Consider the following 20084-nt stretch of genomic DNA (forward strand, 5'->3'; position numbering starts at 1 on the left):
ATGACCCCCATCCACCGCGACGATCCCGCGCCCCCGGAGATCACCGCCACCGTCCGCGGCGCGGCTCCTCCCGTGTGGGCGGTCCTGCAACGCCGCCTGTTCGACGACCTGGACACCGCCTGGCGGACCTTCCGCGACCGCTACACCGACCCCGCCGACGGCCGGCTGCGCTACGCGGGCCGTATCGAGGACCGCGACGGCGCCGACGACTTCTACGAGGCGTTCTTCAACTGGCCCGCCCTCTACCTGCTCGGCGGCGCCGACGACCTCCTGCCGGCCGCCAAACGCCACTGGGAGGGCGTCACCGCACAGCTCACCGAACTCGGCCTCCACAAGGACGAGTTCGAGCGCGGCTACGACTGGTTCCACCAGGGCGAGGCGCTGCTGATGTTCTACGGCATCTGCGCCGCGGACCCCGAGGACCCGCTCTTCAGGGAACGCGCCCTGCGCTTCGCCGAGCAGTACCTGCCGGACAGCCCGAGCGGCCTCTACGATCCGGAGGCCCGGATCATCCGCTCCCCGCACAACGGTTCCGACGGCCCCCGCCCCGGTCTCGGCCCCCAATGGGACGACGGTTTCGCCGAGGACCAGCCCGGCATGCGCCCCTACGGCCTGCCCCTGGAGGACGTCCCCGGCATCTCCCGCTGGGACGACCTCGCCGACCCGGACCTCGCCGTCCGCATGGGCCACCACATGCGCGACCGCCTGGGCCGCGGCGACACCGCGGTCAACCTCGCCGCCACCGCACTGGTCGCCAACGCCTGGCTCTACGACCACGATCCTCGCCTGTCCGCATGGGTGCTGGCCTACGTCGACGCCTGGCGGGAACGCGCCGACCGCCTCGGCGTCCTGCCGGACAACGTCGGCCTGTCCGGCGAGGTGGGGGAGTACCACGACGGCCGCTGGTTCGGCGGCCACTACGGCTGGACCTGGCCGCACGGCGTCCACACCCTCGGTGCGGCGACCCTGGTCGCGGCCGTCAGCGCATGCCTGGTCGGCGGTGACCTCGACCGACTCGACCTGGCCCGCCGCCCGCTCGACCAGGTGTGGGAGCAGCGCCGTACCGGCTTCCTCGCCGACCTGCCGGCCGCCCAGCGCCGAGCCTGGTCACCCCTGCTGGGCGACGACGCCGCCCGCCCGGTCACCCTGGTGCCCACCCGCGTCGGCGTGCACGGCTGGTTCGACCCGCAGCCGCCCCAGACCGCGTACTGGACCTGGCTGTGGTGGTACGGCCGGCAGGACCAGGACCGCGAGCGCCTCGACGCCCTGGCCCGGGAGGCCGGGTACGACTGGTCGGCCGTACACCCCTTCCGCAACAAGGAGGAGGCCGGGCACGAACCGCCCTGGCTCTCCTACCTCGCCGGTACCAACCCCGACTACCCCGAGCAGGCCCTGCGGATGGCCCTCGCCCAGGTCAGGCACCGCATGGCCCTGATCGCCGCCGACCACGCCGGACCCGACGAGATCGACCTGCACTGGTGGCAGCGGCTGAACCCGGTGGTCACCGAGGTGCTCACCCAGCTCACCACGGGAGCGCCGCAGACCCTCTACAACGGGGGCCTGCAACTGGCCCGCGTCCGCTACGACGACCTCGACCGCGGACGCCCCGGCCTGCCGGACGACGTGGCCGCCCTCGTCGAGGGCCTGGACACCGCCACGACCACCGTCCACCTCGTCAACCTCAGCCTCACCGACACCCACACCCTCCGCGTGCGCGGCGGAGCGTTCGGAGAGCACCTCGTCACCACCGCGCACTGGCAGGTCACACCCACGGACACGGCACCCGACGCGCACGCCTACGGCCTGCCCGCCCCCGACCCGACCCCGCTGTCGGCCGCGGTGGACGGCAACGCCCTGCACGTCACCCTGCCGCCCGGCCACGAGATCCGCCTGCGGCTGGACATGCGCCTGAACGCCTCGCGCCCCGGCCACCAGAGCATCCCCACCCACTCCAGGAGCACCCGTTGACCGACACGCACGCCCTCGCCGTCCCGCAGCACCCGGACAGCCCCGGCCCGCAGGAGGCACCGCCCGTGTGGCCGCTGCCGGTGCGTGGCGAGACCCCGCCACGGGCCGACGGCGCCGCGGTCGCCGCGCTCGACCAGGTCAGCGCGGCGACGGCCTGCGCCAAACTCCACGAACTGGGCATCAGGCGCACCTACCTGCAGGGACCCACCGCCCTCGAGCCCGGCCAGAAGGTGACCGGCCGGGTACGCACGCTGCAGTTCATGCCCCAGCGCGAGGACGTGGCCAGCGGGCTGGGCCAGGAGTACGTGGAGCGCAGCACCGCGCTGTGGGCCGTGCTCGAAGCGATCGAACCGGGCGACGTCCTCGTCGTGCAGGCCTACGGCAGCCCGTTCACCGGCTGCTTCGGCGACATGCTCGTGCGTTACTTCAAGCGCAGGGGCGGCGCCGGCATCGTCGTCGACGGACACATCCGCGACGCCCCCCGCGTCCGCCGCCTGGGCGTGCCCATCTGGTGCACCGGGACCACCCCCCACTACGCCTCCCAGTCCGAACTCTTCCCCTGGGCCTACGACGTGCCCATCGCCGCCGGCGGTGTCCTGTGCCTGCCCGGCGACCTGGTGGTCGCCGACGACGACGGGGCCGTGGTCGTCCCCCGCGCCAAGTCGCCGCTCATCGTCGACAGTGCCCAGGACCACGAGCAGTGGGAGGAGTTCAGCCGGCAGCGCATCGACGACGGCGCCCGCCTGTCCGACTACTATCCCCTCACCCCCGACAGCCGCGAGGAGTACGAGCAGTGGCGCGCCGCCCGGCCCCGATGACCACCGCCACGACCGGCACCGACCCGTTCCCCCTCGGGCTGGGCTGCGCCCCCATCGGCGACCTGTACGGCGCAGTCGATCCGGGCGTCGCGGTCGCCACCGTGCACGCCGCCCTCGCCCAGGGCTGCCACCTCCTGGACACCGCACCCAAGTACGGCAACGGCCTGTCCGAGCGGCGCGTCGGGCAGGCCCTCGCCACCGCGGGCCCGACCACCCACCAACTCGCGACCAAGGTGGGCTGGAGCGTCGCGGAGGGCCGCGATCCGGAGCCCGCCTTCAGCGCGGACGGGGTGCTGCGCAGCCTGGAGGACAGCATGCGCCGCCTCGGCGTGGACCGGTTCGACATCGTCCACGTCCACGATCCCGACGACCACCTCGACCAGGCCGTCGCCGAGACAGTGCCCGCCCTGGTACGGCTGCGCGACGAAGGAGTCGTCGGAGCCGTCGGGGCCGGCATGAACAGCGACCGTGCCCTGGCCGAACTCGTACGACGCACCGACCTGGACCGGGTTCTGATCGCCGGCCGCTACACCCTCCTGGAACAGGGCGCGCACCACACGCTCCTGCCCCTGTGCGCCGAACGCGGCATCGGAGTGATCGCGGCCGGCGTCTTCAACTCGGGCCTGCTCGCCGACCCGCGCCCCGGCGCCCCCTACAACTACCGCCCCGTTCCCGAGGACGTGCTCCAACGGGCCGTGCGACTCAAGGAGATCTGCGACCGCCACCAGGTGCCGCTACGGGCCGCGGCACTCCACTTCCCCCTCACCCACCCCGCCGTGACCACCATCCTGGTCGGAGCGGCAACCCCCACCGAGATCACGGACAACATCACCCTGGCCCACACCCCCCTGCCACCCGCTCTCTGGCCGGACCTGCGCGACGCGGGCCTCATCGACCCGGCGGTACCGCTTCGATGACGAGCGGCCGCCGGAGCGCAACGGGCCGGGGTCACGCCTGGTGGACGTTCCGAGCCCCGGGCAGCGGCTCGACCTTGACCTGGAGAATGCGGAATCCGCGCCGGTTGCGGGTCCGCATCAGCTGGGGCGCGCGGGGCGCGAGCTCAGTGCCACCTGTCACCGCGGGTCGACACCCCATATCTTGATGGGCTCGTACGCCCCGTCGCGGAAGTCGAAGACAGTCACCTCGGTGTCGTATATCTGACGGAAGTGGCCCCCGTACCCGGGCTGCGCGATGTGCGGGGCGAGCAGATCCAGCAGGCTCCGGAGGTAAAGCATGGAGTCGTCGACCCAGTGGTTGCGTGCGAAAAGTTCCCACTCGTAACTCTCCCCGGAACTCGTGACATCTCGCACCTCGCGACGCAGGGAAACGACGTCTCCACCGGGCACCCGACGGTTGGCGTAGTTGTCGGGGATGAGCAGTGGGTACAGGAACTCGTCCTGGACGTCGAGACCCTCGGGGAACTCGGCGTCCATGCCCAGGTGCCACCGCAGGGCGCCCATGACCCGTTCGGGGGTGTCGTCGCGCAAGTAGCAGGAGAAGACGACCTCGTAGCGCTCACTCATGGACGGGATTGTGCACGGTTGGACTGACACCGCCACGACGGTCAGGCCGTGCTCCGATGGTGTCGTTGGTAGTGCCGTGCGGAGCGGGCTCGGTTGCCGCAACTCGTGGAGCACCATTCCCGGCGGGGGTGGTTCTTCAGGAAGTACAGGACGCAGCTCGGTGCCAGGCAGGCGCGGAGCTGGTGACGGGAGTCCTGGCTGAAGAAAATGACCGCCTCTTCGGCGATGGCGGACAGGACTGCCGATGCCGCCTCTCCGCTGGTGTACCTGCGGCGTGAGGGCTCGGCACCCGGGGACCAGCACAGCACCGGCCAGTGAGGTGTCCGGCCGGCGGCCTCGTTCAGCACGTGAACCGCCGTGGACAGGTCAGGGATCTCGGACGCGGCTTCCGGCCGTGGCTCCTGGGTGACCTCCGCGGCCAGTCCGCGGAGGGCGTCACGCAGGCTGATCAACCGGTCGCCCAGCCGGTCGAGGTCCGCTGCGGCGAGGCCGTCGAGGTCGTCCGCCGTCATCAGGTCTGTTCGCGGGCAGACGGAGGACAGCCATGCTTCGACGCCTCCCGGGTCGCGCAGCGCGTCGTACCGACCGTGGCGATCCGCCCAGATGGTGTTCATCAGCTCCACGGGGAGCGGCTCGCCCATGAGGGGCGCCCTGGTGTCCATCTGCCCAGGCTACAGCACTTCTAACGGTTAGATTTGGCTTCAACCGTTTGACGCGGGCGCCGGATCGCGTCAAGATGTATCTGACGCTTTACATGCCTCACAAGCGTTAGATCGTGCGACGGGAGAGGGGCGGCCGCCGCTCCGGCGCACGGGGAAGGAAGACTGATGATCGACTCGATGCGCCACGTGCATGAGGGTTTTCACGAAGGCGAGCTGTCCGTTCAACGCCGTGCGGGAGTAGCCGGAGAGGCTGCCCGGCTCAGGGGCATGCTGGCTCCCGCACGGCTGCGCAGCGGGGTCGTGCAGTTCCTGGCGGAGCGCACCTTCGCGGCGATCACCGGCCGTGACGTCGACGGCCGACTGTGGATCACCCCGCTCGTCGGTCCCCCCGGATTCCTGCGCGCCGTCTCACCGGACGTCCTGCATGTGCAGGCACTGCCCACGGAGGGCACGCCGCTGCGGCGTCTTCCCGAGCATCAGCCGGTCGGCATGATCGTCATCGAGTTCGCCACGCGTCGGCGACTGCGCATCAACGGCACCCTCACCCACACCGACGAGAGCGGGCTGTACATCGATGTGGAGCAGGTGTACGGCAACTGCCCCCAGTACATCCAGAGCCGGCACCTTCACAGCGCGCCCGATCCGGCCGTCAGCGCGGGGCCGGCACGGCGAGGAAGCGCTTTGACGCACGACGACATCGCCTTGGTCCGACGGTCCGACACCTTCCTGGTCGGCACCACCCATCCCACCCGGGGCAACGACGCCTCGCACCGCGGCGGGTCGCCGGGATTCGTCCGGGCTGAGAACGGGCGGCTGTGGTGGCCCGACTACTCGGGCAACAACATGTTCAACACCCTCGGCAACCTCAGGACGGACCCCACCGCGTCGCTCCTCTTCTTGGACTTCACCACCGGACGCAGCCTCCACCTGTCCGGACACGCCGAGCTGGAGTGGACACGCCCGGGCGTCACCGGCGACGACGACGGCACCGGCCGACGGGTGCACTTCTATCCCGAGCATCTGGTGGCCGACCTCGAACTGCCCCTGAGAGCGGACTCCGTCGCCGCGACTCCCGGCAACCCTCCGCTGACCGACTAGGACTTGTCCGGCCGGTCATGCGCGGAGCCAGATGGTGAAGGCCGCGATGGCGGTGCCCAGGTGGACGTAGCCGCGCTTCGGGTACCGCTCTTCGCCGAAACCGGGCGACCGCCCGCCGAATGAACCCTTGCGCGGGCGGGCGGTCTGGCTGGTGCCGTATCAGGGAATGCCTGCCCGGTCGTGCCGGCTCGGCCGCCGGGTTGGGTTACGGGGTGACGGTCAGTGGTTCGCCGGGGTTGATGACCTTGACCGGGACGTCCGGTACGAGGCGGTGGACGGCGTCGACGAAGAGGGTGGGGTCTTTGTCGCTCTTGAGGAAGAGCGTGTCGCCTATCGTGCCGCCGGTGAAGGCGTAGTGCTGGGGGATGGCGAGTTTGGGGCGGAGGGAGGCGGTGAGTTCGGCGGCCTCTTCGGCGTTCATGACGACTTGTCTGCTGCGTGGTATCCGGGTGTGCAGGCCGTTGACGGGAAGCAGTGCGACGTCGAGTGGGCCGTAGCGGTCGGTGAGGGTGTGCAGCTCTGGGATGAGCAGGGTGTCGCCGGCGAAGTAGACGCTGCGCCCGCCGCCGCTCACCACGTAGGTGACCTCGTGGACGCCGTGCTGGCCGGGCGCCGCGGAGATGGTCAGGTCGCCGACCCGCGCGGACTGCCACGGCTCGAGCGCGCGGACGTTGCTGAATCCCGCCTTGCGGGCCTTCTCGAGGACCGGTCCGGCGACCAGCAGCGGCACGTCCTTGCGGGGGTAGCGGCTCAGGGCGTCGAGGTCGCAGTGGTCGTAGTGCTCGTGGCTGATCACGACCGCGTCGAGGTGCGGCAGTGCCTCGGGCTGCAGGGCGATCGGTTCGCCCGGGTGGTAGAAGGCGCGTTGGGAGAACCAGGGGTCGGTCAGCACGGTCAGGCCGCCGATCTGGATCAGGTGGCAGCTGTGGGTGATCCGGGTGATGACAAGCGGTTCGGTCATTGCCTTTGCCTCATCTGGCGGGCGGTGGATATCGAGCAGGGCAGGTCGATCCCGGCGCGGTGCGCCGATGCGCGTCCCACGCTCAGCGCGCGCCGGGGTGCGTCACGTGCAGGCCGCCGAGCGGTGTGCGCTGCGCCAGGACGACGCGCCGGCTGATCCGCCAGCCGCCCTCCCCGCGCCGCAGGGTGTCGAGGTGGGTGACGCTGGCGACGGATCCGTTGGCCATGAGGATGAGCCCCTTGGACTGCGCGGTGACGTCGTCGTCCACCTGACTGCTGATCACGATGTTCGTGATGTGGTGCGCGACGGGGTTGCCGGCGCCGAGTGAAAGTGCGCCGTTCCTGATCGCCTCGATGCCCTCGAAGGTGCCGGCTCCGACGTCGCTGAGGTCGTAGACGGCGTCGGGGGTGAAGGTCTCGCCGAGCCGGTCGAGTTCGCCTCGGTCGACGATGTGTCCTGCCAGGCTCAGGGTCCGGTCGATGGCTCGGTGGTCTTCCGGGGTCAGTTCGTACGTCATCGGGGTCTCCGTTCGTCTTGGTATCGCGTACCAAAACGTATCGAGTTCCATTCGGGACGGCAACCGTCCGAGGTAAGCTGCGTGCATGACCTCGTCACGGCCCCTTGTCGAACGCAAGCAGCGCCAGGCGCGGCAGCGCATCATCGAGGCCGCTCAAGAGCTGTTCCAGGAACACGGCTTCGACGGCGTCTCGGTCGGCGACATCGCCGAACGCGCCGAAGTCGGCCGCACCACGTTCTTTCGCCACTTCCGCGACAAGCAAGAGGTCGTGTTCGCCAGGGAGCAGGAGTTGCTCGACCTGGTCGCCGCGGCCGGCGAGACGGACGACGCCCCGCCTCCGCGCAGCGTCACCGAGGGCGTCGAGCAACTGGGCCCCGTCGTGGTCGCCCTGTGTACCCAGGCGACCGCCGACGCCGCGGGTTACGCGCGCCACTTCGCGTTGATCGAACAGCACCCGGAACTGCGCGACCGCGACGCCGTGAAGATGCAGCAGTTCGGGGACAAGCTCAGCGAACTGCTCATCCGACGCGGATCCGATGAGGCGACCGCCGTCCTTGCCGGCCAGATCGCACTGGCCTGCTTCCAGACCGCCAAACGCCTCGGCAACAACGCGCACACCCTGGCGGAGGACACCCGCGCCGCACTCACCCGAGCACTGACCCTCGGGAGCGGAACCACCGACACGGCAGCCCCGTAAAACCGGCTGGAGCCGTAGCGGGCGACGTATGCGGAAACCTTGGAAGTTCGCTGCCGGACCGACTTCAAATAGGCCTTGCCGGCCAACGTGTCGTCCTCTGGGGGCGGTGACGGTATCCACCCTCCGCTCCACTGCCCCTGCCGCACAGGACCTCGACTGCCGAACTCTCCTCCCTGAACTCGCGCTTGCGCCAACTGCGGAGGGCACCGGCATCGCCGCTCTCATGCGCGCGCATGCTCAGAATCGCCGAGATGCCGAGCCGTGTCGTACACTGCCCACAGGAAATGGATAATCAGAGATTTTTCCATTAGCTCGAAGAAGGTGGAACCGGCATGGCCGAGACCATGGTCACGAAGGCTCCGCTGCTTGGCGAGCCGCTGGCGGTCGAGCTGATGAACACCTTCTACCTCGACCGCGGCTCTGCGCAGGAGGCACTGGACGACGACGCCGCCGTCGCAGCTTGGCTGCGCGCGGTTGCCGACCGCCTGGCGGCGGAAGCCGGCCTGGAGATCGAACACCTGGCGGAGAACGAGGTGGGTACGGCCGCCGGGGCGTTGCGTACTCTGCGTGACGCTCTGCGTCGGCTGGCGTCGGAGATGACCGACGACCCGCGCCCGCCGGTCACCGGACCCGAACTGACACGGCCGGAGGCGCTCGCCGCCCTCAATGCGTCGGCACGAGCCTGGCCGGAATTGGCGTGGCCCGCCGCCGGCGAGCCCTCACGCCTGTACCGAGGTTCCGGGACCGCCGCGGAGTTCGCCGTGCAGCTCATCGCGCACCAGGCCGTCGAACTCTTCGCGGGCCCTGATCGCGCCCGGCTGCGGCCTTGTCTGGCTCCGAACTGCCCGCTCTTCTTCGTCAAGAACCACGCACGCCGGGAGTGGTGCTCCGCGGCGTGCGGTAACCGAGTGCGCGTCGCTCGCCACTACCGGCGCCACCAGGCGGCCCGGCAGGACTGAGGTCGCGGTCGCCCTTCGCGGGCATGCCCGCTTGCCCGGGTACCGGAGTGGAGGCTCTGGAGCGTGATGCCGCTGACCGGGACCGGGGCCGACTGTGCGCGCCGGCGGAAGGCGCTGACCGGCCGTCCGGTGCGGGATCTGTCGGCGAGCTGGTGATCACGGCCGGGACCGTCTGGGTGTCGGCCTGAGGCGGGGCGCGCCCCCCCATCCGGCATGTCACCGGCGATCCCGGCCGGGGCATGTCGACCGGACGCCGAGACGCACACCCCTGCCCCTCCTCGATCCCGTGCCCCTTCCTTGCCGTGAGCGCTTCGTGCGGGCGGTGGTCGTCACGCGCCCGCCTGCTGTCGCGTCGGTGTGCCTGACCTCCAACCACATCTAATGGTAAATCCTTTGCCCTGCCATTTGACCGGCAAGGATGATCATGGCACCATCGCTAATGTCTGGAAGACGCCACAAGCATTAGCCATTCGCTTCGAAGGAGAACCCATATGCCTACGCTTCCGCAGGTCGAGCCCACCGAGGTCACGGGCGAGACGGCGAGTCTGCTCGCAGAGGTGAAGAAGAACATGGGAGCAGTGCCGAACCTGGTCAAGGTCATGACGAACAGCCCTGCCGTCCTGAAGGGCTGGCTGGCGCTGTCGGGGGCTCTGTCCGGCGGAGACCTTCCGCGGGGGGTCCGTGAGCGCCTCGCTATCGCAGCGGCGGAGTTCAACGGGTGCGAGTACTGCCTTTCCGCCCACACCTACGTGGCCGGCAAGGTCGCCAGGATCGAGGCCAGTGAACTCGAGGCGGCGCGTGACGCCAAGTCCGCCGATCCCCGCGCGGCGGCCCTGCTGGCACTGTCAGACGCGATCATCCGCGGGCGGGGGAAGGTCGACGGCACGGTTCTGGCGGACGCCCGTGCCGCAGGTGTCACTGACGGTGAAATCGTCGAGGTGGTGGGTAACCTCGCTCTCAATGTCCTGACGAACTTCCTCAACAACGTCGCCGACACCGACAACGAATGGCCGCTGGTCACACCCCACGCGCACTGATCCCGCGGATCCGGCTGGGTCTGCTGCCGCCGGCCGGGGCGCAGACCCGCCCGCCCCCCCCACAAGTACCAAAAGGCTGACCGGACACCGCCGGCCCGGCCGATGCCGAGGCCCGACTGCTCCTGGCCATCGGCCGCCGGGAGCGCTGCCGGACAGCAGAGAAGGAACGAGAGATGCAGCAGAAAAACAGGCCTTTCGAGCTCACCCAGGTCCAGATGCACACGCGCAGGCTCGCCGACGGCGTGTACGCGGTGATGTCGAGTGATGTCGACGAGACCGACCACACCGCGACCAACGCGGGGTTCGTCGTCGGTGATTCCGGTGTCCTCGTGGTCGAGTCGCTGAGTAATGGACGGCTGGCGTCCCAGGTCATCGGTGAGGTCCGGAAAGTCACTCCACTGCCTATCCGATTCCTGGTGAACACGAGTTTCCACGGAGATCACTGCTTCGGGAACTTCGCCTTCCCCGCCCAGACGGTTGTGATCCAGCACGCGGCGACCAAGCGGGAGATGGACACCCGCTTCGAGCAGGACCGCTCGTTCATGATCGAGCTACTTGGCGCGAACGCAGGAATCGAAGAAGTGGTGCCCCGTTCGGCGGACATCACCGTCTCCGGAGCGACCTCACTCGATCTGGGGGGAAAGCACGTGGACGTCGATCACATCGGCTTCGCCCAGACCGACGGCGACCTGATCATTCGGGTACGCGAGGAAAACGTCGTCTTCGTCGGGAACATGCTGCAAGCGCCGCCGCCGGCATTCCCATGGCTCATCGAGGGACGAGCCGAGGAAGCGCTCGCGACGTACAGGCGCCTCCACGAAATCCTCGACGACAGGAGTGTGATCGTTCCGGGGCACGGACGAACCATGCGCCGCGCCGACATTCTGCACTCGGTTGCCTACATCGAAAAACTGAACAGCCTGGCGAGCGAAGCGAAGACGAAGGGATTGCCGGCCGACCAGGCTCGGGAGGTGCTTGCGATGAAGGAGTACGGCGGTTACAGCATGTACGAGTTCATCCACCAGCAGGTCAATATCCCCGCCGTGCTGGGCCTGGAATGACCGCATGGCGGACGGAGGAGCAGCCGAGGAGCTGACCGTTCACGTCCGATCGGGTCGGTAGCGTCATTTCAGGCCGGAGCGCTGGAGTACCAGCCGAAAGTACTCGGGATCGGCAGGGATGGACTCCACAGAGCGAGAGCCGTTCGGTCTGCCGCCTCGGTACTGTGACTTCTCGGTCTGCCGCCTCGGTACTGTGACTTCGCATGACCGACTCCGAGATCGAGATCACCGCAGACCTGGTGCGTGACCTGCTGCAGGAGCAACATCCGGACCTTGCAGGGCTGGCCATCCGTGAGGTGGCGGGCGGCTGGGGCAATCAAATGTGGCGCCTCGGGGACGAGTTGGCCGTGCGCATGCAGCGCATGGACCCCACCCCTGAACTCCAGCTCAAGGAGCGGCGGTGGCTACCCGTGCTGGCCCCGCGCCTGCCGCTCCCGGTGCCGACGCCGCTGCGGTTCGGTGAACCGTCCGAGCGCTTCCCCAAGCACTGGACCGTGATGACGTGGGTTCCCGGCGAGCCGCTGGACCACTGCTCGATCAGCCGCGGCTTCCACGCGGCCGACACGCTGGCGGGCTTCCTCCGGGCGCTGCATGTGGAGGCGCCCGTCGGGGCGCCGATCGCTACGGATTTCGGTGCGCATCCCAGGGACTGCACGGACGGCTTCGAGAACTTCTTCCAAGCCGTCGCCCTCCACGGTATTGCCGACGACATCCGGGCCGTCTGGCACGAGGCTGTAGCGGCCCCCACGTGGGAGGGTCAGCCGGTGTGGGTGCACGGCGACCTCCACCCCGCGAACGTCGTCGTCTCGGACGGGACGCTCTCGGGCGTCGTCGACTTCGGTGCCCTGGTCGCAGGCGATCCGGCGTGGGACCTCGCCGCCGCCTGGGTCCTGCTGCCCGCGGGCATGGCCTCACGTTTCTTCGACACGTACGCGCGTGCAGACGAGGCGGCGATTCGGCGCGCCCGCGGGCTGGCCGCCATGAAGAGCCTGTTCCTGATGGCCATGGGGCAGAACGGAGACCGGGGCCTTCCCGGCGGCAAGCCTCATTGGGGGCCCGTAGGCAGGGCGGCACTCGATCGTGTCCTGAAGGGCGTCTGACACAGGCTTCTTCGAACCTGTTCTCGATCCTGGTTGAGGGCCATGCGGTACGAACTGCTGCGCCATGCACTGGTGCGGTCGGCGATGGTCGCGGTGACGAAGTGTGCGGGGAGCGGCCGCGAGCGGCTGGGGCTGCTGTGCGTGCGGGGAGTACGTGATTTTTTTGTACGCGATGCGCCGGCCCGGTGGGGTCCGTGACTCGGCCGGGGTGAACCCGCTGGCGGCGCACGTGTCGGACGCGGGGATCGACGAGGCCGTGGAGCTGATCGAGCGGATGACCACCGACCGGCTGGAGGGCCCCGACTTCGTGGACCAGTACACGGAGCCTCTGGAGAGGGTCATCGAGGCGAAGCGCGAGGACCACGCTCTGCCCGAGGCGCCGGAGCCGAAGAAACCGGCGGGCAGGTGTTCGACTTGATGGCGGCCCTGCAGGAGTCCGTGGACAGGCCGAAGGCCTCGCGCGGCGAGAACACCGGTACCGACGCAGAGGTCCACGGGATGCCCGCGGCCCGGGGCTGACAGGTTGCCAGCGGGGCAGGTCAGAGTTGATGCCCGCCTCTTCAGAGGACGTGCGGGTCAGGCCGTGTCGGCGTGGGCTGTCAGGAGATGCACGACACCGGCGTCAGCACGGGCCCGCCCGGCGCATTCGGCGCTGCGCGTCTCGCGCGCCTCGGGTCACGTCTTGTCGGCGGCCTCGTTTCCAGCGTTCATTGCGGCAGCGAGCGCCAGTATCGCTTCGACCTGCGCTATTGCGATTATGTGCTCGTTGAGCAGGCCGCGGACGCGACGATTCAGTTGCTCATCCACCTTCAGCCCAGCGATCAACTCCTGGGCCCTGTGGGCGTGTACGGTGTAGTCCCCCATCGTGGCCTCCCCCTCGTGTCGGCGCACAGTAACGCAACACTGGAGATCGATGGAACGGCTTTGTCCGTGAACTTCTTCGGTGCGAGGGATCACGACCGGTCGGGGGAGTGAGGACGACGCTCCGGCGGTGTCACCGGATCGATCACAGTGCTTACGGACCCTGGACTCCGCCGGGGAAGTAGCTCGACGCCGACCGCTGGATCGCGCCGGAATCCGACCGTGTTCGTGGCAGTCGGCGTCAGTCAGGCCGCTGGCATCACCGACCATGCCGTCGATGGGGCCTAGCGCGGTGGCCGGCTCGGTGGCGGTGAGCGTCACGAGTTTCATGGGCCGGATTCCGGCCTTATGCCGTGGTCAGGTGTGGCGGAGGGGCATCCGGCTCGGCAACTCCCACGGCACCACTGCGATGTGGATCCGCGCCCCGCTCGACGGCCTGCTCAGCGACGAGGACCTCACCGTCTGGAATCCGTGCGACGACCGCCCCAGACTCACGCCCGCGCAGCTGGCTGCCGTATGCGGCTGTCGTACGGGCTGAACCTGCCGCACCGCCAGGCCGCCGGGGCGGTGTGCTGGCGCATCGACTTCAAGCACGCCCACGGCCTGGAGTTGGAAACCCCCGGCTTCCACCACGCCGTGCTGTCCGACGTCAGCGACCGGCCTCCCGAGGGCGACCGAGACGCCCGGTTGCCGGGCCTGGCATTGACCCGGTTCCGGCAGGCCGGCCCGCTCAAGAGGCGTGCCGTCCGCCCCGGTCGGGCATTTACATAAACTATGAATATAAAACTGCTATGCTTCGGGCATGAGTCGTCAAGACACCGCTCCTGGCGCGTCCGCCGCCATCGGGGCAGCCCTCTACGGCCTGGCCACCAGGGCCACTAGACGGCTGCCCCGGGACATGAGCCTGACGTCCGCCGCCACCCTGGCCACCCTGGACCGGACCGGCCCGCGGCGCATCACCGATCTGGCCGCGGTCGAGGGCGTCACCCAGCCCGCGATGACCGCCCTGGTACGGGTGATGGAGGAGTCCGGCCTGGTCGAGCGGCGGGGCGACGCGGGCGACAAGCGGGTCACGCTGGTGTGCCTGACCGAGGCCGGAGCCTCCTACGTCCGGACCCGGCGTCAGGCGGGCGTCCACGCGTTCGAGCGGTTGATCGACAAGCTCACCGACGGCGAGGTCGAGGCACTGGTGGCCGCCCTCCCGGCGCTGAAGCATCTGGCAGAGCTCGAGAGCCAGGACCGCGAAAGGCCGAAGCAATGACGGGGCAGCCGGTCGACGGGGCCGAGGTGAAGGCCTTTTCGGCGGCGCTTTTCGAGACGCGGCTGCTGGTTCCCGCCCTGATGTTCATCGCCCTGGTCGTGGCGGCGGTCGCCAGCCTCGGGACGCCCCTCATCACCAGCGTGGCGACCTCGTACCACGTCTCGCTCGGCAGCGCACAGTGGACGCTGACCGTCGCGCTGCTCAGCGGTGCCGTCGCGACACCGGTCCTCGGCCGGCTCGGAGCAGGCCCGCACCGGCGGGCCACGATCCTCACCACGCTGGCGGTCGTCGTCGCCGGCAGCGCGCTCACCGTGCTGCCGCTGCCGTTCGCGTGGCTGTTGGCCGGCAGGGCGGCCCAGGGCGTCGGGCTCGGGCTGACGGCACTGATGATGGGCGTGGCCAGGGACCACCTCCCCGAGGAGCGCAGCGCGGCCGTGATCGCCTTGATCTCGGTGGTCTCGATCATCGGGGCCGGCGTCGGCTACCCGCTGGCCGCACTGCTCGCCGAGGTCGGCGGGGTACAGGCCGCCTACGGCCTCGGCCTGGTCGTCACCGCCGCCGCCCTCCTGACCGCGTGGCGCTCCATACCCGAAGCCCCCGAAGGCCGCTCTGCCCACGTGGACGTCGCGGGCGCGGTCGTCCTGGCCGCCGCGCTGCTCCTGGTGCTGTTCCTCGCCGGCGAACGAAACCTGTGGAGCCGGCACCTCGCCGGGGCGGTGGGTCTCGCCGTCGTCGCGGTGGTACTGCTCTGCGTCTGGGTCGTCCTCGAGCTGCGCAGCACGACGCCCCTGATCGATGTGCGGGCGGTACGACACCCGGCGGTCGCCGGGGCGAACCTCGCCATGTTCGTCGGCGGGATCGGCATGTACCTCCTGCTCACGCTCATCACCCGGTACGCGCAGACGCCGCACGGCGCCGGCTACGGTTTCGGGCTGACCACCTTCGTCGCGGGGCTGGTCCTCATCCCGTTCTCGGCACTGGGGTTCGTCGCCGGCAAGCTCACGCCGCGGGTCCGGACGCGGATCGCCGACCCCCTGCTCCTGGCCGGCAGCGCCGTCGTGGTCGGCGGCGGGTTCGCCCTGTTCGCGGCGGCCCGCTCGAACCTGGCCGAACTGTTCACGGCGATGGGCGTGCTCGGCTTCGGCGTCGGCAGCTTCTCGGCCGCGATGCCCGGCGTCATCCTGGCCGTCACCCCCAAGAGCGAGACGTCCGGCGCCATGAGCTTCAACTACGTCGTCCGCAGCGTCGGGTACTCCCTGGGCAGCGCCATCGGCGGCCTGATCCTCGCCGCGGGCACCGACCCCGGCCACCTCTTCCCCGACGACAGCGCCTACACCACCGCAGCGCTGGTCGGCATCGGAGCCATGGCAATCACGACAGTGACAAGCCTCGCTCTCGCCCGCCGACGCTCGTCCGAGACCACCCCGTAAGTCAGACGCACTCATCCCGACACTGGAGGTTCCATGCCCAAGGGCTACTGGGTCAGCGTCTACCGCACCATTTCGGACCCGGAGAAGCTGGCTGCCTACAACGAGCTGGCCGGTCCGGCCGTCAAGGCCGGGGGCGGCCGGGTCCTCGTCCGTGGTGGCCGGGTCGTGGCGCACGACGCCGGAATCGCCGAGCGCACCGTCCTGATCGAGTTCGACACCTTCGAACAGGCCGTCGCGGCGCACGAGAGCACGGCCTACCAGGAGGCGCTGGACGCCCTATCCGACGGCGTCGAGCGCGACTTCCGCATCGTCGAAGGTATCGACTGACCGAGGACCAGCCGGAACTTCACTGAAGCAGCAGGCTTCTGGGTGTATGGGCCCGCTTCCGTGGGAACCGCTGCCGGTGCCCGCGGAGGCTGTCCCGGCGGCCCGCTCGCGTGGTTCCGCACCGGGGAGCTCACGAAGATCTTCCTCTACTTCGCCAGAACCCGGTTCCGGGACGGGCGCGGCTCACCCCCCGACTTCTGGGCAGCCATGACCGCGGCTGGCGAACTCCTGGCCGGCCAGGCCCGGCCGGACCACGAAGAGGTGACCGCAGGGCTGGAGCGGTGCCGCACACAGGCCGTGGCCATCAGCGCGAAGTAGCAGCGTCGGCGACGGACATCCTCCGCCGGGTGCGCGGTCTTGACGGCTCCCCACGGCCAATCGGTGCCGCGCGGGCCACGCCGAATCCCGTAGCAACGCCCGTGTTCGCCCCATACAGTCGCCGCATGGCCACCGAGGACGAAAACCCAAGTCAGCTGGACATCACGACGATGCTCCAAGGCCAGACCAGTGCCTGTGAGGCAGCGCGCGACGCCATCTCCGCCGGTGGCGAGGTCATCCTCTACGACGGACAGGTCCCGCACTGGATGGTCTTCGGCATCGCCGCGAGAAGGCTGAGGTGGTCGTTGAAGATCGGCCTGACGACCGTCGGCCTTGACGAGACCGTCGAGATTCTCCGGGCGCGGCATCCGGACGAGCTGCTGCGTACCGGTCTTGGTTCTTCAACCTGTACTTCGACGCCACCGGGACCGAGCTCCTTGCGTGCAGCGGCGTCAAGAACGAGCGGCCCTCGCGGGCGGACGGTCAGAAGCTTCAGCTGTAGAGGCCGCCACCTGTATTTGCCGCAGTTGCTGCGAGGCGGGCAACGCCCGGCAGGACCGCAAGGAGGTCATCGTCGGTCATATCGTCGCCGTCCTCAGACCGGAGCCGCGTAATTCAGCAGCCTGCGGGCTCTTCAATTTCGGCGGAACTCGCTTTGCCGAGCGCTCGGGGCAGCCGCTTCGGCAGAGCGAGCACCTCTACGCCATCGTTCAAGGGGGGCGGGGGCGGGGCGGTGACCCACTCAGGCCGCGACCGCCACGTATAGATCTGTTCAAACGGCGGGGCCTCGGCCGAAGGCACCTCGAAGTACATGTCCCACTCGGCGACCGCGCTGTCCGGCTCGACAAGGTGGCAGGTCAAGGACTTGAAATCCTCGCTGGGTCACGCCGGCGCGTCGAGGCGGCCGTCTCGTCGTCAGGGGCGAGGAAGAGCAATCTGTCCGGGCCATTCGAGCATGATGGCAGCCCACGGCAGACGGGGTGCTGCGTGGTAGGTCTGAGCCGTCTGATCGGCGGGCGACATCGGCCGCGTAGGCACTTCTGACGGCTTGGGATGCCCATCGGTCGGCAGCGGCAGGGCTGTTGCCGAGGGGCCGTTCGAGGACGCCCGCGGGCATCGTGGTTCAGATGTCGAGGATGGCCGCGCGCCGGCCGGACCCGGAGGGCAGACCCGATCCTTCGGAGTTGGGCGAGGAACTGGCCGCTGGTCAGACGCTATTTCACTGGGTGAGTCTGGGGTGGCATATGAGGGTCGCGGCGACGGCGGTGAAGGCGGGGAAGTGTTCCGGCTTGCGTTCGTAGCGGCGGTGTGGGCGTCGGCAGCCGGAGAGCCAGGACACGGTCCGCTCCACAACCCAGCGGTGCCGGCCCAGGCGTCGTGATGAGTCGACACCCTTTCGGGCGAGACGGTGCCGGATGCCGCGGGCAGCGAGCCAACACCGCAGGAAGCGGTAGTCGTAGCCCTTGTCGCCATGCAGCTTGCCCGGCCGCCGGCGTCGTGGGCCGCAACGAGAGCGGATGGGCGCGATGCCGCGGACCAGCGGGATCAGGGCCTGGCTGTCGTGGAGGTTGGCGGCGGAGATGCCGACCGACAGAGGCAGACCCTGGCGGTCCACGAGGAGGTGGATTTTCGACCCCTTCGTGCCGTGGTCGGTCGGACTCGGTCCTGTCAGCGGCCTCCTTTGAGGGCGCGGACACTGACGAAGTCGTACGCGTGCCGCGACCAGTCCAGCTCGCCCCGGGCTCCGGGTTCGTACAGGACCAGGCGGTGGAGCCTGGCTCACACCCTGGTCTCGGCCCATTCGGTGAACCGCCGGAAAGCGGTCCCCCTGACAGCCCGAACCTGGCGGGAGATGGTTCCAGTTGCAGCCCGAGGTTGCCGTTCGTCGGTGTCGGTGCTGGACGGATGATGCCGATCGACGCGACATGACCTTCGTCGATCAATGGCCCGCAGGTCACGATCGTGCGGCCCGCCCGGGAAGGGTGTCCACCCGAGTACAACCATCACCGAACGCCATGAGTCTTCCCGCCGATAGTCACAGAACCATCGCGGGTCACCTCTGGAAACCCGCGTATCCCAGGAGACGCATGTTCATGCGCAGCAACCTTCGCCAAGTGCTCGCCACGGTTGTGGTCATGTCCGTCACCGGCGGACTGCTCACCTTGTCCGTGAGCACCGTGAGCGCGGTCACCACGCCGGCGAAGTACGCCGACGACTTCAACGGTGACGGGTACCGCGACTACGCCGTCGGCGACCTCAACGGCGGGGTCGTCGTGACGTACGGGACCGCCGTCGGTCTCGGCACCACCAAGACCTTCACCCAATCCAGCGCGGGTATTCCGGGGACAGCCGGTGACGCGGGCGGCTATGGCGACGCGTTTGGCGAGGACCTCGCCGTCGCCGACCTCAACCGCGACGGATACGCCGACCTGGCTGTCTCCGACTACTCGGAAAAGGTCGGCTCCAAGGTCGGAGCCGGCGCGGTCACGATCCTGTGGGGCAGGGCGTCGGGCCTCTCCGGTACCGACGCCGTCCGGCTCAAGGCCACCGCACGTTCCCGTCAGGGCTTCGGCAAACAGATAGAGACCGGAGACTTCAACGGCGACGGCAGGGCCGACCTGGCCGTCGCCGATGGCATCGACAGCGTCTATGTCTACCGCGGCGGCTTCACCAAGTCCGGTACCACGGGCGCGGTCACGAAGCACACGCCGAGCCCCTCCGTGACCGATGTACTCGAACCCGCCGGCCTGGTCGCCGGGAAAGTCACCAAGGACAGTGCCACCGATCTCTTCCTCCTCGGTCAGGGCTACCACAAGGGCAAGATGACCCAGGACGCGTGGTTCCTGCGAGGCGGCTCCACGATCAAACCGGGCAAGGTCACTGTCCTCGACGGCTCGCAGCCCGACTACAGCCCGACCGGCGTCGTCGCCGACTTCAACAAGGACGGCTACGGAGACCTTGCCGTCAGCGACGTCCGTTACGGCAAGAACGCGGGCTCGGTCGTCGTCTGGCGCGGCGGCAGCACCGCTCCGACGACGACGTACCGCCTGACGCAGTCCAGCCCGGGCGTCGCAACGGGTACCACGAGCAATGACTGCTTCGGCTCGAGCCTCGCCGCCGGTGACACCAATGCCGACGGCTACCCGGACCTGGCGGTCGGCGTCCCCGGAGAGAAGGTCGGCACGCAGACGAGCGCAGGCGGTGTCCATGTCCTGCGCGGCGGGAAGTCCGGATTGACCGGTACGAACTCCCAGTGGTTCACCCGCGCGACGACCGCGGTGCCAGGTAGTCCGACCAAGTACGACACCTTCGGATCCCTCGTCCGCCTGCGTGACATCGACCGTGACGGCGATCAAGACCTGCTCGTGTCGAGCAACTACTACAGCCCGAGCGTCCTGCTGCCCGGCAGCAGATCCGGCATCACGACGACCGGCGCCAAGGAGATCAGCGTCGCGGCGGGGTTCCCTCAGTAACCCTGGCGCACCG

Annotated in this window: 24 protein-coding genes; 17 read left to right on the plus strand and 7 right to left on the minus strand. The window is 69.2% G+C overall.

What is annotated here, in order from left to right:
• Genes ACFY3I_RS40415 through ACFY3I_RS40425 form a run of 3 tightly spaced genes read left to right on the plus strand, consistent with a single transcriptional unit; the run spans position 1 to position 3703 of the window.
• The gene (locus ACFY3I_RS40415; protein WP_390865940.1) at positions 1–1968 is read left to right on the plus strand and encodes a hypothetical protein; all 1968 of its coding nucleotides are present in this window, start codon (positions 1–3) and stop codon (positions 1966–1968) included.
• A complete protein-coding gene (locus ACFY3I_RS40420) occupies positions 1965–2786 on the plus strand; it encodes a ribonuclease activity regulator RraA (RefSeq protein ID WP_390865941.1) in 822 nt (273 codons plus the stop codon). The genes ACFY3I_RS40415 and ACFY3I_RS40420 overlap by 4 nt, the downstream gene beginning before the upstream one ends.
• Positions 2783–3703, plus strand: coding sequence for an aldo/keto reductase (locus ACFY3I_RS40425; RefSeq protein ID WP_390866019.1), 921 nt, complete (start codon positions 2783–2785; stop codon positions 3701–3703). The genes ACFY3I_RS40420 and ACFY3I_RS40425 overlap by 4 nt, the downstream gene beginning before the upstream one ends.
• Positions 3704–3734: 31 nt before the next feature.
• Here the strand turns inward: ACFY3I_RS40425 and ACFY3I_RS40430 are convergent, their stop codons facing one another.
• From ACFY3I_RS40430 to ACFY3I_RS40440, 3 genes are read right to left on the minus strand one after another with little or no spacing between them, the layout of a single operon-like run.
• A complete protein-coding gene (locus ACFY3I_RS40430) occupies positions 3735–3863 on the minus strand; it encodes a hypothetical protein (RefSeq protein ID WP_390865942.1) in 129 nt (42 codons plus the stop codon).
• Positions 3860–4309: a hypothetical protein gene (locus ACFY3I_RS40435; protein WP_390865943.1), complete on the minus strand. Its 450-nt coding sequence runs from the start codon at positions 4307–4309 to the stop codon at positions 3860–3862. Before ACFY3I_RS40435 ends, ACFY3I_RS40430 begins: the two co-directional genes overlap by 4 nt.
• A 41-nt stretch (positions 4310–4350) precedes the next feature.
• Positions 4351–4971: a CGNR zinc finger domain-containing protein gene (locus ACFY3I_RS40440; RefSeq protein ID WP_390865944.1), complete on the minus strand. Its 621-nt coding sequence runs from the start codon at positions 4969–4971 to the stop codon at positions 4351–4353.
• A 267-nt stretch (positions 4972–5238) separates the two neighbouring features.
• Here ACFY3I_RS40440 and ACFY3I_RS40445 point away from each other — a divergent pair, with 267 nt between their 5' ends.
• Positions 5239–6069, plus strand: coding sequence for a pyridoxamine 5'-phosphate oxidase family protein (locus tag ACFY3I_RS40445; RefSeq protein WP_390865945.1), 831 nt, complete (start codon positions 5239–5241; stop codon positions 6067–6069).
• A 205-nt stretch (positions 6070–6274) separates the two neighbouring features.
• On the opposite strand, the gene ACFY3I_RS40450 is transcribed toward ACFY3I_RS40445, so the two are convergent.
• Both ACFY3I_RS40450 and ACFY3I_RS40455 read right to left on the minus strand, forming a co-directional pair.
• The gene (locus ACFY3I_RS40450) at positions 6275–7030 is read right to left on the minus strand and encodes an MBL fold metallo-hydrolase (protein ID WP_390865946.1); all 756 of its coding nucleotides are present in this window, start codon (positions 7028–7030) and stop codon (positions 6275–6277) included.
• A gap of 82 nt (positions 7031–7112) precedes the next feature.
• Positions 7113–7547 carry a nuclear transport factor 2 family protein gene (locus ACFY3I_RS40455; RefSeq protein WP_390865947.1) on the minus strand — a complete coding sequence of 145 codons (435 nt, stop codon included), beginning with the start codon at positions 7545–7547 and terminating at the stop codon, positions 7113–7115.
• Positions 7548–7632: 85 nt separating this feature from the next.
• Between ACFY3I_RS40455 and ACFY3I_RS40460 the strand changes: the two genes are divergently transcribed.
• The 6 genes from ACFY3I_RS40460 to ACFY3I_RS40485 all read left to right on the plus strand — a co-directional run bounded on the left by ACFY3I_RS40460 (position 7633) and on the right by ACFY3I_RS40485 (position 12819).
• Positions 7633–8244 (plus strand): TetR/AcrR family transcriptional regulator, encoded by a 612-nt coding sequence (locus ACFY3I_RS40460; protein ID WP_390865948.1) that lies wholly within the window; start codon positions 7633–7635, stop codon positions 8242–8244.
• Between the two features lie 332 nt (positions 8245–8576).
• On the plus strand, positions 8577–9203 hold the full coding sequence (locus tag ACFY3I_RS40465) for a CGNR zinc finger domain-containing protein (RefSeq protein WP_390865949.1): 627 nt from the start codon (positions 8577–8579) through the stop codon (positions 9201–9203).
• A 491-nt stretch (positions 9204–9694) separates the two neighbouring features.
• Positions 9695–10240, plus strand: coding sequence for a carboxymuconolactone decarboxylase family protein (locus ACFY3I_RS40470; RefSeq protein WP_390865950.1), 546 nt, complete (start codon positions 9695–9697; stop codon positions 10238–10240).
• A 173-nt stretch (positions 10241–10413) separates the two neighbouring features.
• Positions 10414–11301, plus strand: a complete 888-nt coding sequence (locus ACFY3I_RS40475) for an MBL fold metallo-hydrolase (protein ID WP_390865951.1) — start codon at positions 10414–10416, stop codon at positions 11299–11301.
• 203 nt (positions 11302–11504) lie between these two features.
• Complete coding sequence (locus ACFY3I_RS40480; protein ID WP_390865952.1) at positions 11505–12401, plus strand: aminoglycoside phosphotransferase family protein; 897 nt, start codon at positions 11505–11507, stop codon at positions 12399–12401.
• A gap of 154 nt (positions 12402–12555) precedes the next feature.
• Positions 12556–12819, plus strand: a complete 264-nt coding sequence (locus ACFY3I_RS40485) for a hypothetical protein (protein ID WP_390865953.1) — start codon at positions 12556–12558, stop codon at positions 12817–12819.
• A gap of 257 nt (positions 12820–13076) precedes the next feature.
• Here ACFY3I_RS40485 and ACFY3I_RS40490 read toward each other — a convergent pair whose 3' ends face one another.
• Complete coding sequence (locus ACFY3I_RS40490) at positions 13077–13265, minus strand: hypothetical protein (protein WP_390865954.1); 189 nt, start codon at positions 13263–13265, stop codon at positions 13077–13079.
• A gap of 513 nt (positions 13266–13778) precedes the next feature.
• Between ACFY3I_RS40490 and ACFY3I_RS40495 the strand changes: the two genes are divergently transcribed.
• The 6 genes from ACFY3I_RS40495 (at position 13779) to ACFY3I_RS40520 (ending at position 17212) form a co-directional block, all read left to right on the plus strand.
• The gene (locus tag ACFY3I_RS40495; RefSeq protein ID WP_390865955.1) at positions 13779–14033 is read left to right on the plus strand and encodes a hypothetical protein; all 255 of its coding nucleotides are present in this window, start codon (positions 13779–13781) and stop codon (positions 14031–14033) included.
• Positions 14034–14160: 127 nt separating this feature from the next.
• Positions 14161–14523: a MarR family winged helix-turn-helix transcriptional regulator gene (locus ACFY3I_RS40500; RefSeq protein WP_390865956.1), complete on the plus strand. Its 363-nt coding sequence runs from the start codon at positions 14161–14163 to the stop codon at positions 14521–14523.
• Positions 14520–15953 (plus strand): MFS transporter, encoded by a 1434-nt coding sequence (locus tag ACFY3I_RS40505; protein ID WP_390865958.1) that lies wholly within the window; start codon positions 14520–14522, stop codon positions 15951–15953. Before ACFY3I_RS40500 ends, ACFY3I_RS40505 begins: the two co-directional genes overlap by 4 nt.
• A gap of 33 nt (positions 15954–15986) precedes the next feature.
• Positions 15987–16280 carry a DUF1330 domain-containing protein gene (locus ACFY3I_RS40510; RefSeq protein WP_390865959.1) on the plus strand — a complete coding sequence of 98 codons (294 nt, stop codon included), beginning with the start codon at positions 15987–15989 and terminating at the stop codon, positions 16278–16280.
• 60 nt (positions 16281–16340) lie between these two features.
• A complete protein-coding gene (locus ACFY3I_RS40515; protein ID WP_390865960.1) occupies positions 16341–16598 on the plus strand; it encodes a hypothetical protein in 258 nt (85 codons plus the stop codon).
• A 125-nt stretch (positions 16599–16723) separates the two neighbouring features.
• Positions 16724–17212 carry a hypothetical protein gene (locus ACFY3I_RS40520; protein WP_390865961.1) on the plus strand — a complete coding sequence of 163 codons (489 nt, stop codon included), beginning with the start codon at positions 16724–16726 and terminating at the stop codon, positions 17210–17212.
• A gap of 605 nt (positions 17213–17817) precedes the next feature.
• Here the strand turns inward: ACFY3I_RS40520 and ACFY3I_RS40525 are convergent.
• On the minus strand, positions 17818–18525 hold the full coding sequence (locus ACFY3I_RS40525; RefSeq protein WP_390865962.1) for an IS5 family transposase: 708 nt from the start codon (positions 18523–18525) through the stop codon (positions 17818–17820).
• 166 nt (positions 18526–18691) lie between these two features.
• Between ACFY3I_RS40525 and ACFY3I_RS40530 the strand changes: the two genes are divergently transcribed.
• Positions 18692–20071, plus strand: a complete 1380-nt coding sequence (locus tag ACFY3I_RS40530) for an FG-GAP and VCBS repeat-containing protein (RefSeq protein WP_390865963.1) — start codon at positions 18692–18694, stop codon at positions 20069–20071.
• Positions 20072–20084: the final 13 nt, after the last annotated feature.

The organism is Streptomyces sp. NPDC001068, assembly GCF_042897315.1.
Classification (GTDB): Bacteria; Actinomycetota; Actinomycetes; order Streptomycetales; family Streptomycetaceae; genus Streptomyces.

Coding starts and splice junctions, on each gene's coding strand:
- ACFY3I_RS40500 (WP_390865956.1), top strand. CDS start 14,161: ATGAGCCTGACGTCCGCCGCCACCCTGGCCACCCTGGACCGGACCGGC.
- ACFY3I_RS40475 (WP_390865951.1), top strand. CDS start 10,414: ATGCAGCAGAAAAACAGGCCTTTCGAGCTCACCCAGGTCCAGATGCAC.
- ACFY3I_RS40495 (WP_390865955.1), top strand. CDS start 13,779: ATGCGGCTGTCGTACGGGCTGAACCTGCCGCACCGCCAGGCCGCCGGG.
- ACFY3I_RS40445 (WP_390865945.1), top strand. CDS start 5,239: ATGCTGGCTCCCGCACGGCTGCGCAGCGGGGTCGTGCAGTTCCTGGCG.
- ACFY3I_RS40465 (WP_390865949.1), top strand. CDS start 8,577: ATGGCCGAGACCATGGTCACGAAGGCTCCGCTGCTTGGCGAGCCGCTG.
- ACFY3I_RS40510 (WP_390865959.1), top strand. CDS start 15,987: ATGCCCAAGGGCTACTGGGTCAGCGTCTACCGCACCATTTCGGACCCG.
- ACFY3I_RS40435 (WP_390865943.1), bottom strand. CDS start 4,309: ATGAGTGAGCGCTACGAGGTCGTCTTCTCCTGCTACTTGCGCGACGAC.
- ACFY3I_RS40505 (WP_390865958.1), top strand. CDS start 14,520: ATGACGGGGCAGCCGGTCGACGGGGCCGAGGTGAAGGCCTTTTCGGCG.
- ACFY3I_RS40480 (WP_390865952.1), top strand. CDS start 11,505: ATGACCGACTCCGAGATCGAGATCACCGCAGACCTGGTGCGTGACCTG.
- ACFY3I_RS40450 (WP_390865946.1), bottom strand. CDS start 7,030: ATGACCGAACCGCTTGTCATCACCCGGATCACCCACAGCTGCCACCTG.
- ACFY3I_RS40530 (WP_390865963.1), top strand. CDS start 18,692: ATGCGCAGCAACCTTCGCCAAGTGCTCGCCACGGTTGTGGTCATGTCC.
- ACFY3I_RS40460 (WP_390865948.1), top strand. CDS start 7,633: ATGACCTCGTCACGGCCCCTTGTCGAACGCAAGCAGCGCCAGGCGCGG.
- ACFY3I_RS40525 (WP_390865962.1), bottom strand. CDS start 18,525: ATGTCGCGTCGATCGGCATCATCCGTCCAGCACCGACACCGACGAACG.
- ACFY3I_RS40470 (WP_390865950.1), top strand. CDS start 9,695: ATGCCTACGCTTCCGCAGGTCGAGCCCACCGAGGTCACGGGCGAGACG.
- ACFY3I_RS40520 (WP_390865961.1), top strand. CDS start 16,724: ATGGCCACCGAGGACGAAAACCCAAGTCAGCTGGACATCACGACGATG.
- ACFY3I_RS40425 (WP_390866019.1), top strand. CDS start 2,783: ATGACCACCGCCACGACCGGCACCGACCCGTTCCCCCTCGGGCTGGGC.
- ACFY3I_RS40440 (WP_390865944.1), bottom strand. CDS start 4,971: ATGGACACCAGGGCGCCCCTCATGGGCGAGCCGCTCCCCGTGGAGCTG.
- ACFY3I_RS40490 (WP_390865954.1), bottom strand. CDS start 13,265: ATGGGGGACTACACCGTACACGCCCACAGGGCCCAGGAGTTGATCGCT.
- ACFY3I_RS40455 (WP_390865947.1), bottom strand. CDS start 7,547: ATGACGTACGAACTGACCCCGGAAGACCACCGAGCCATCGACCGGACC.
- ACFY3I_RS40415 (WP_390865940.1), top strand. CDS start 1: ATGACCCCCATCCACCGCGACGATCCCGCGCCCCCGGAGATCACCGCC.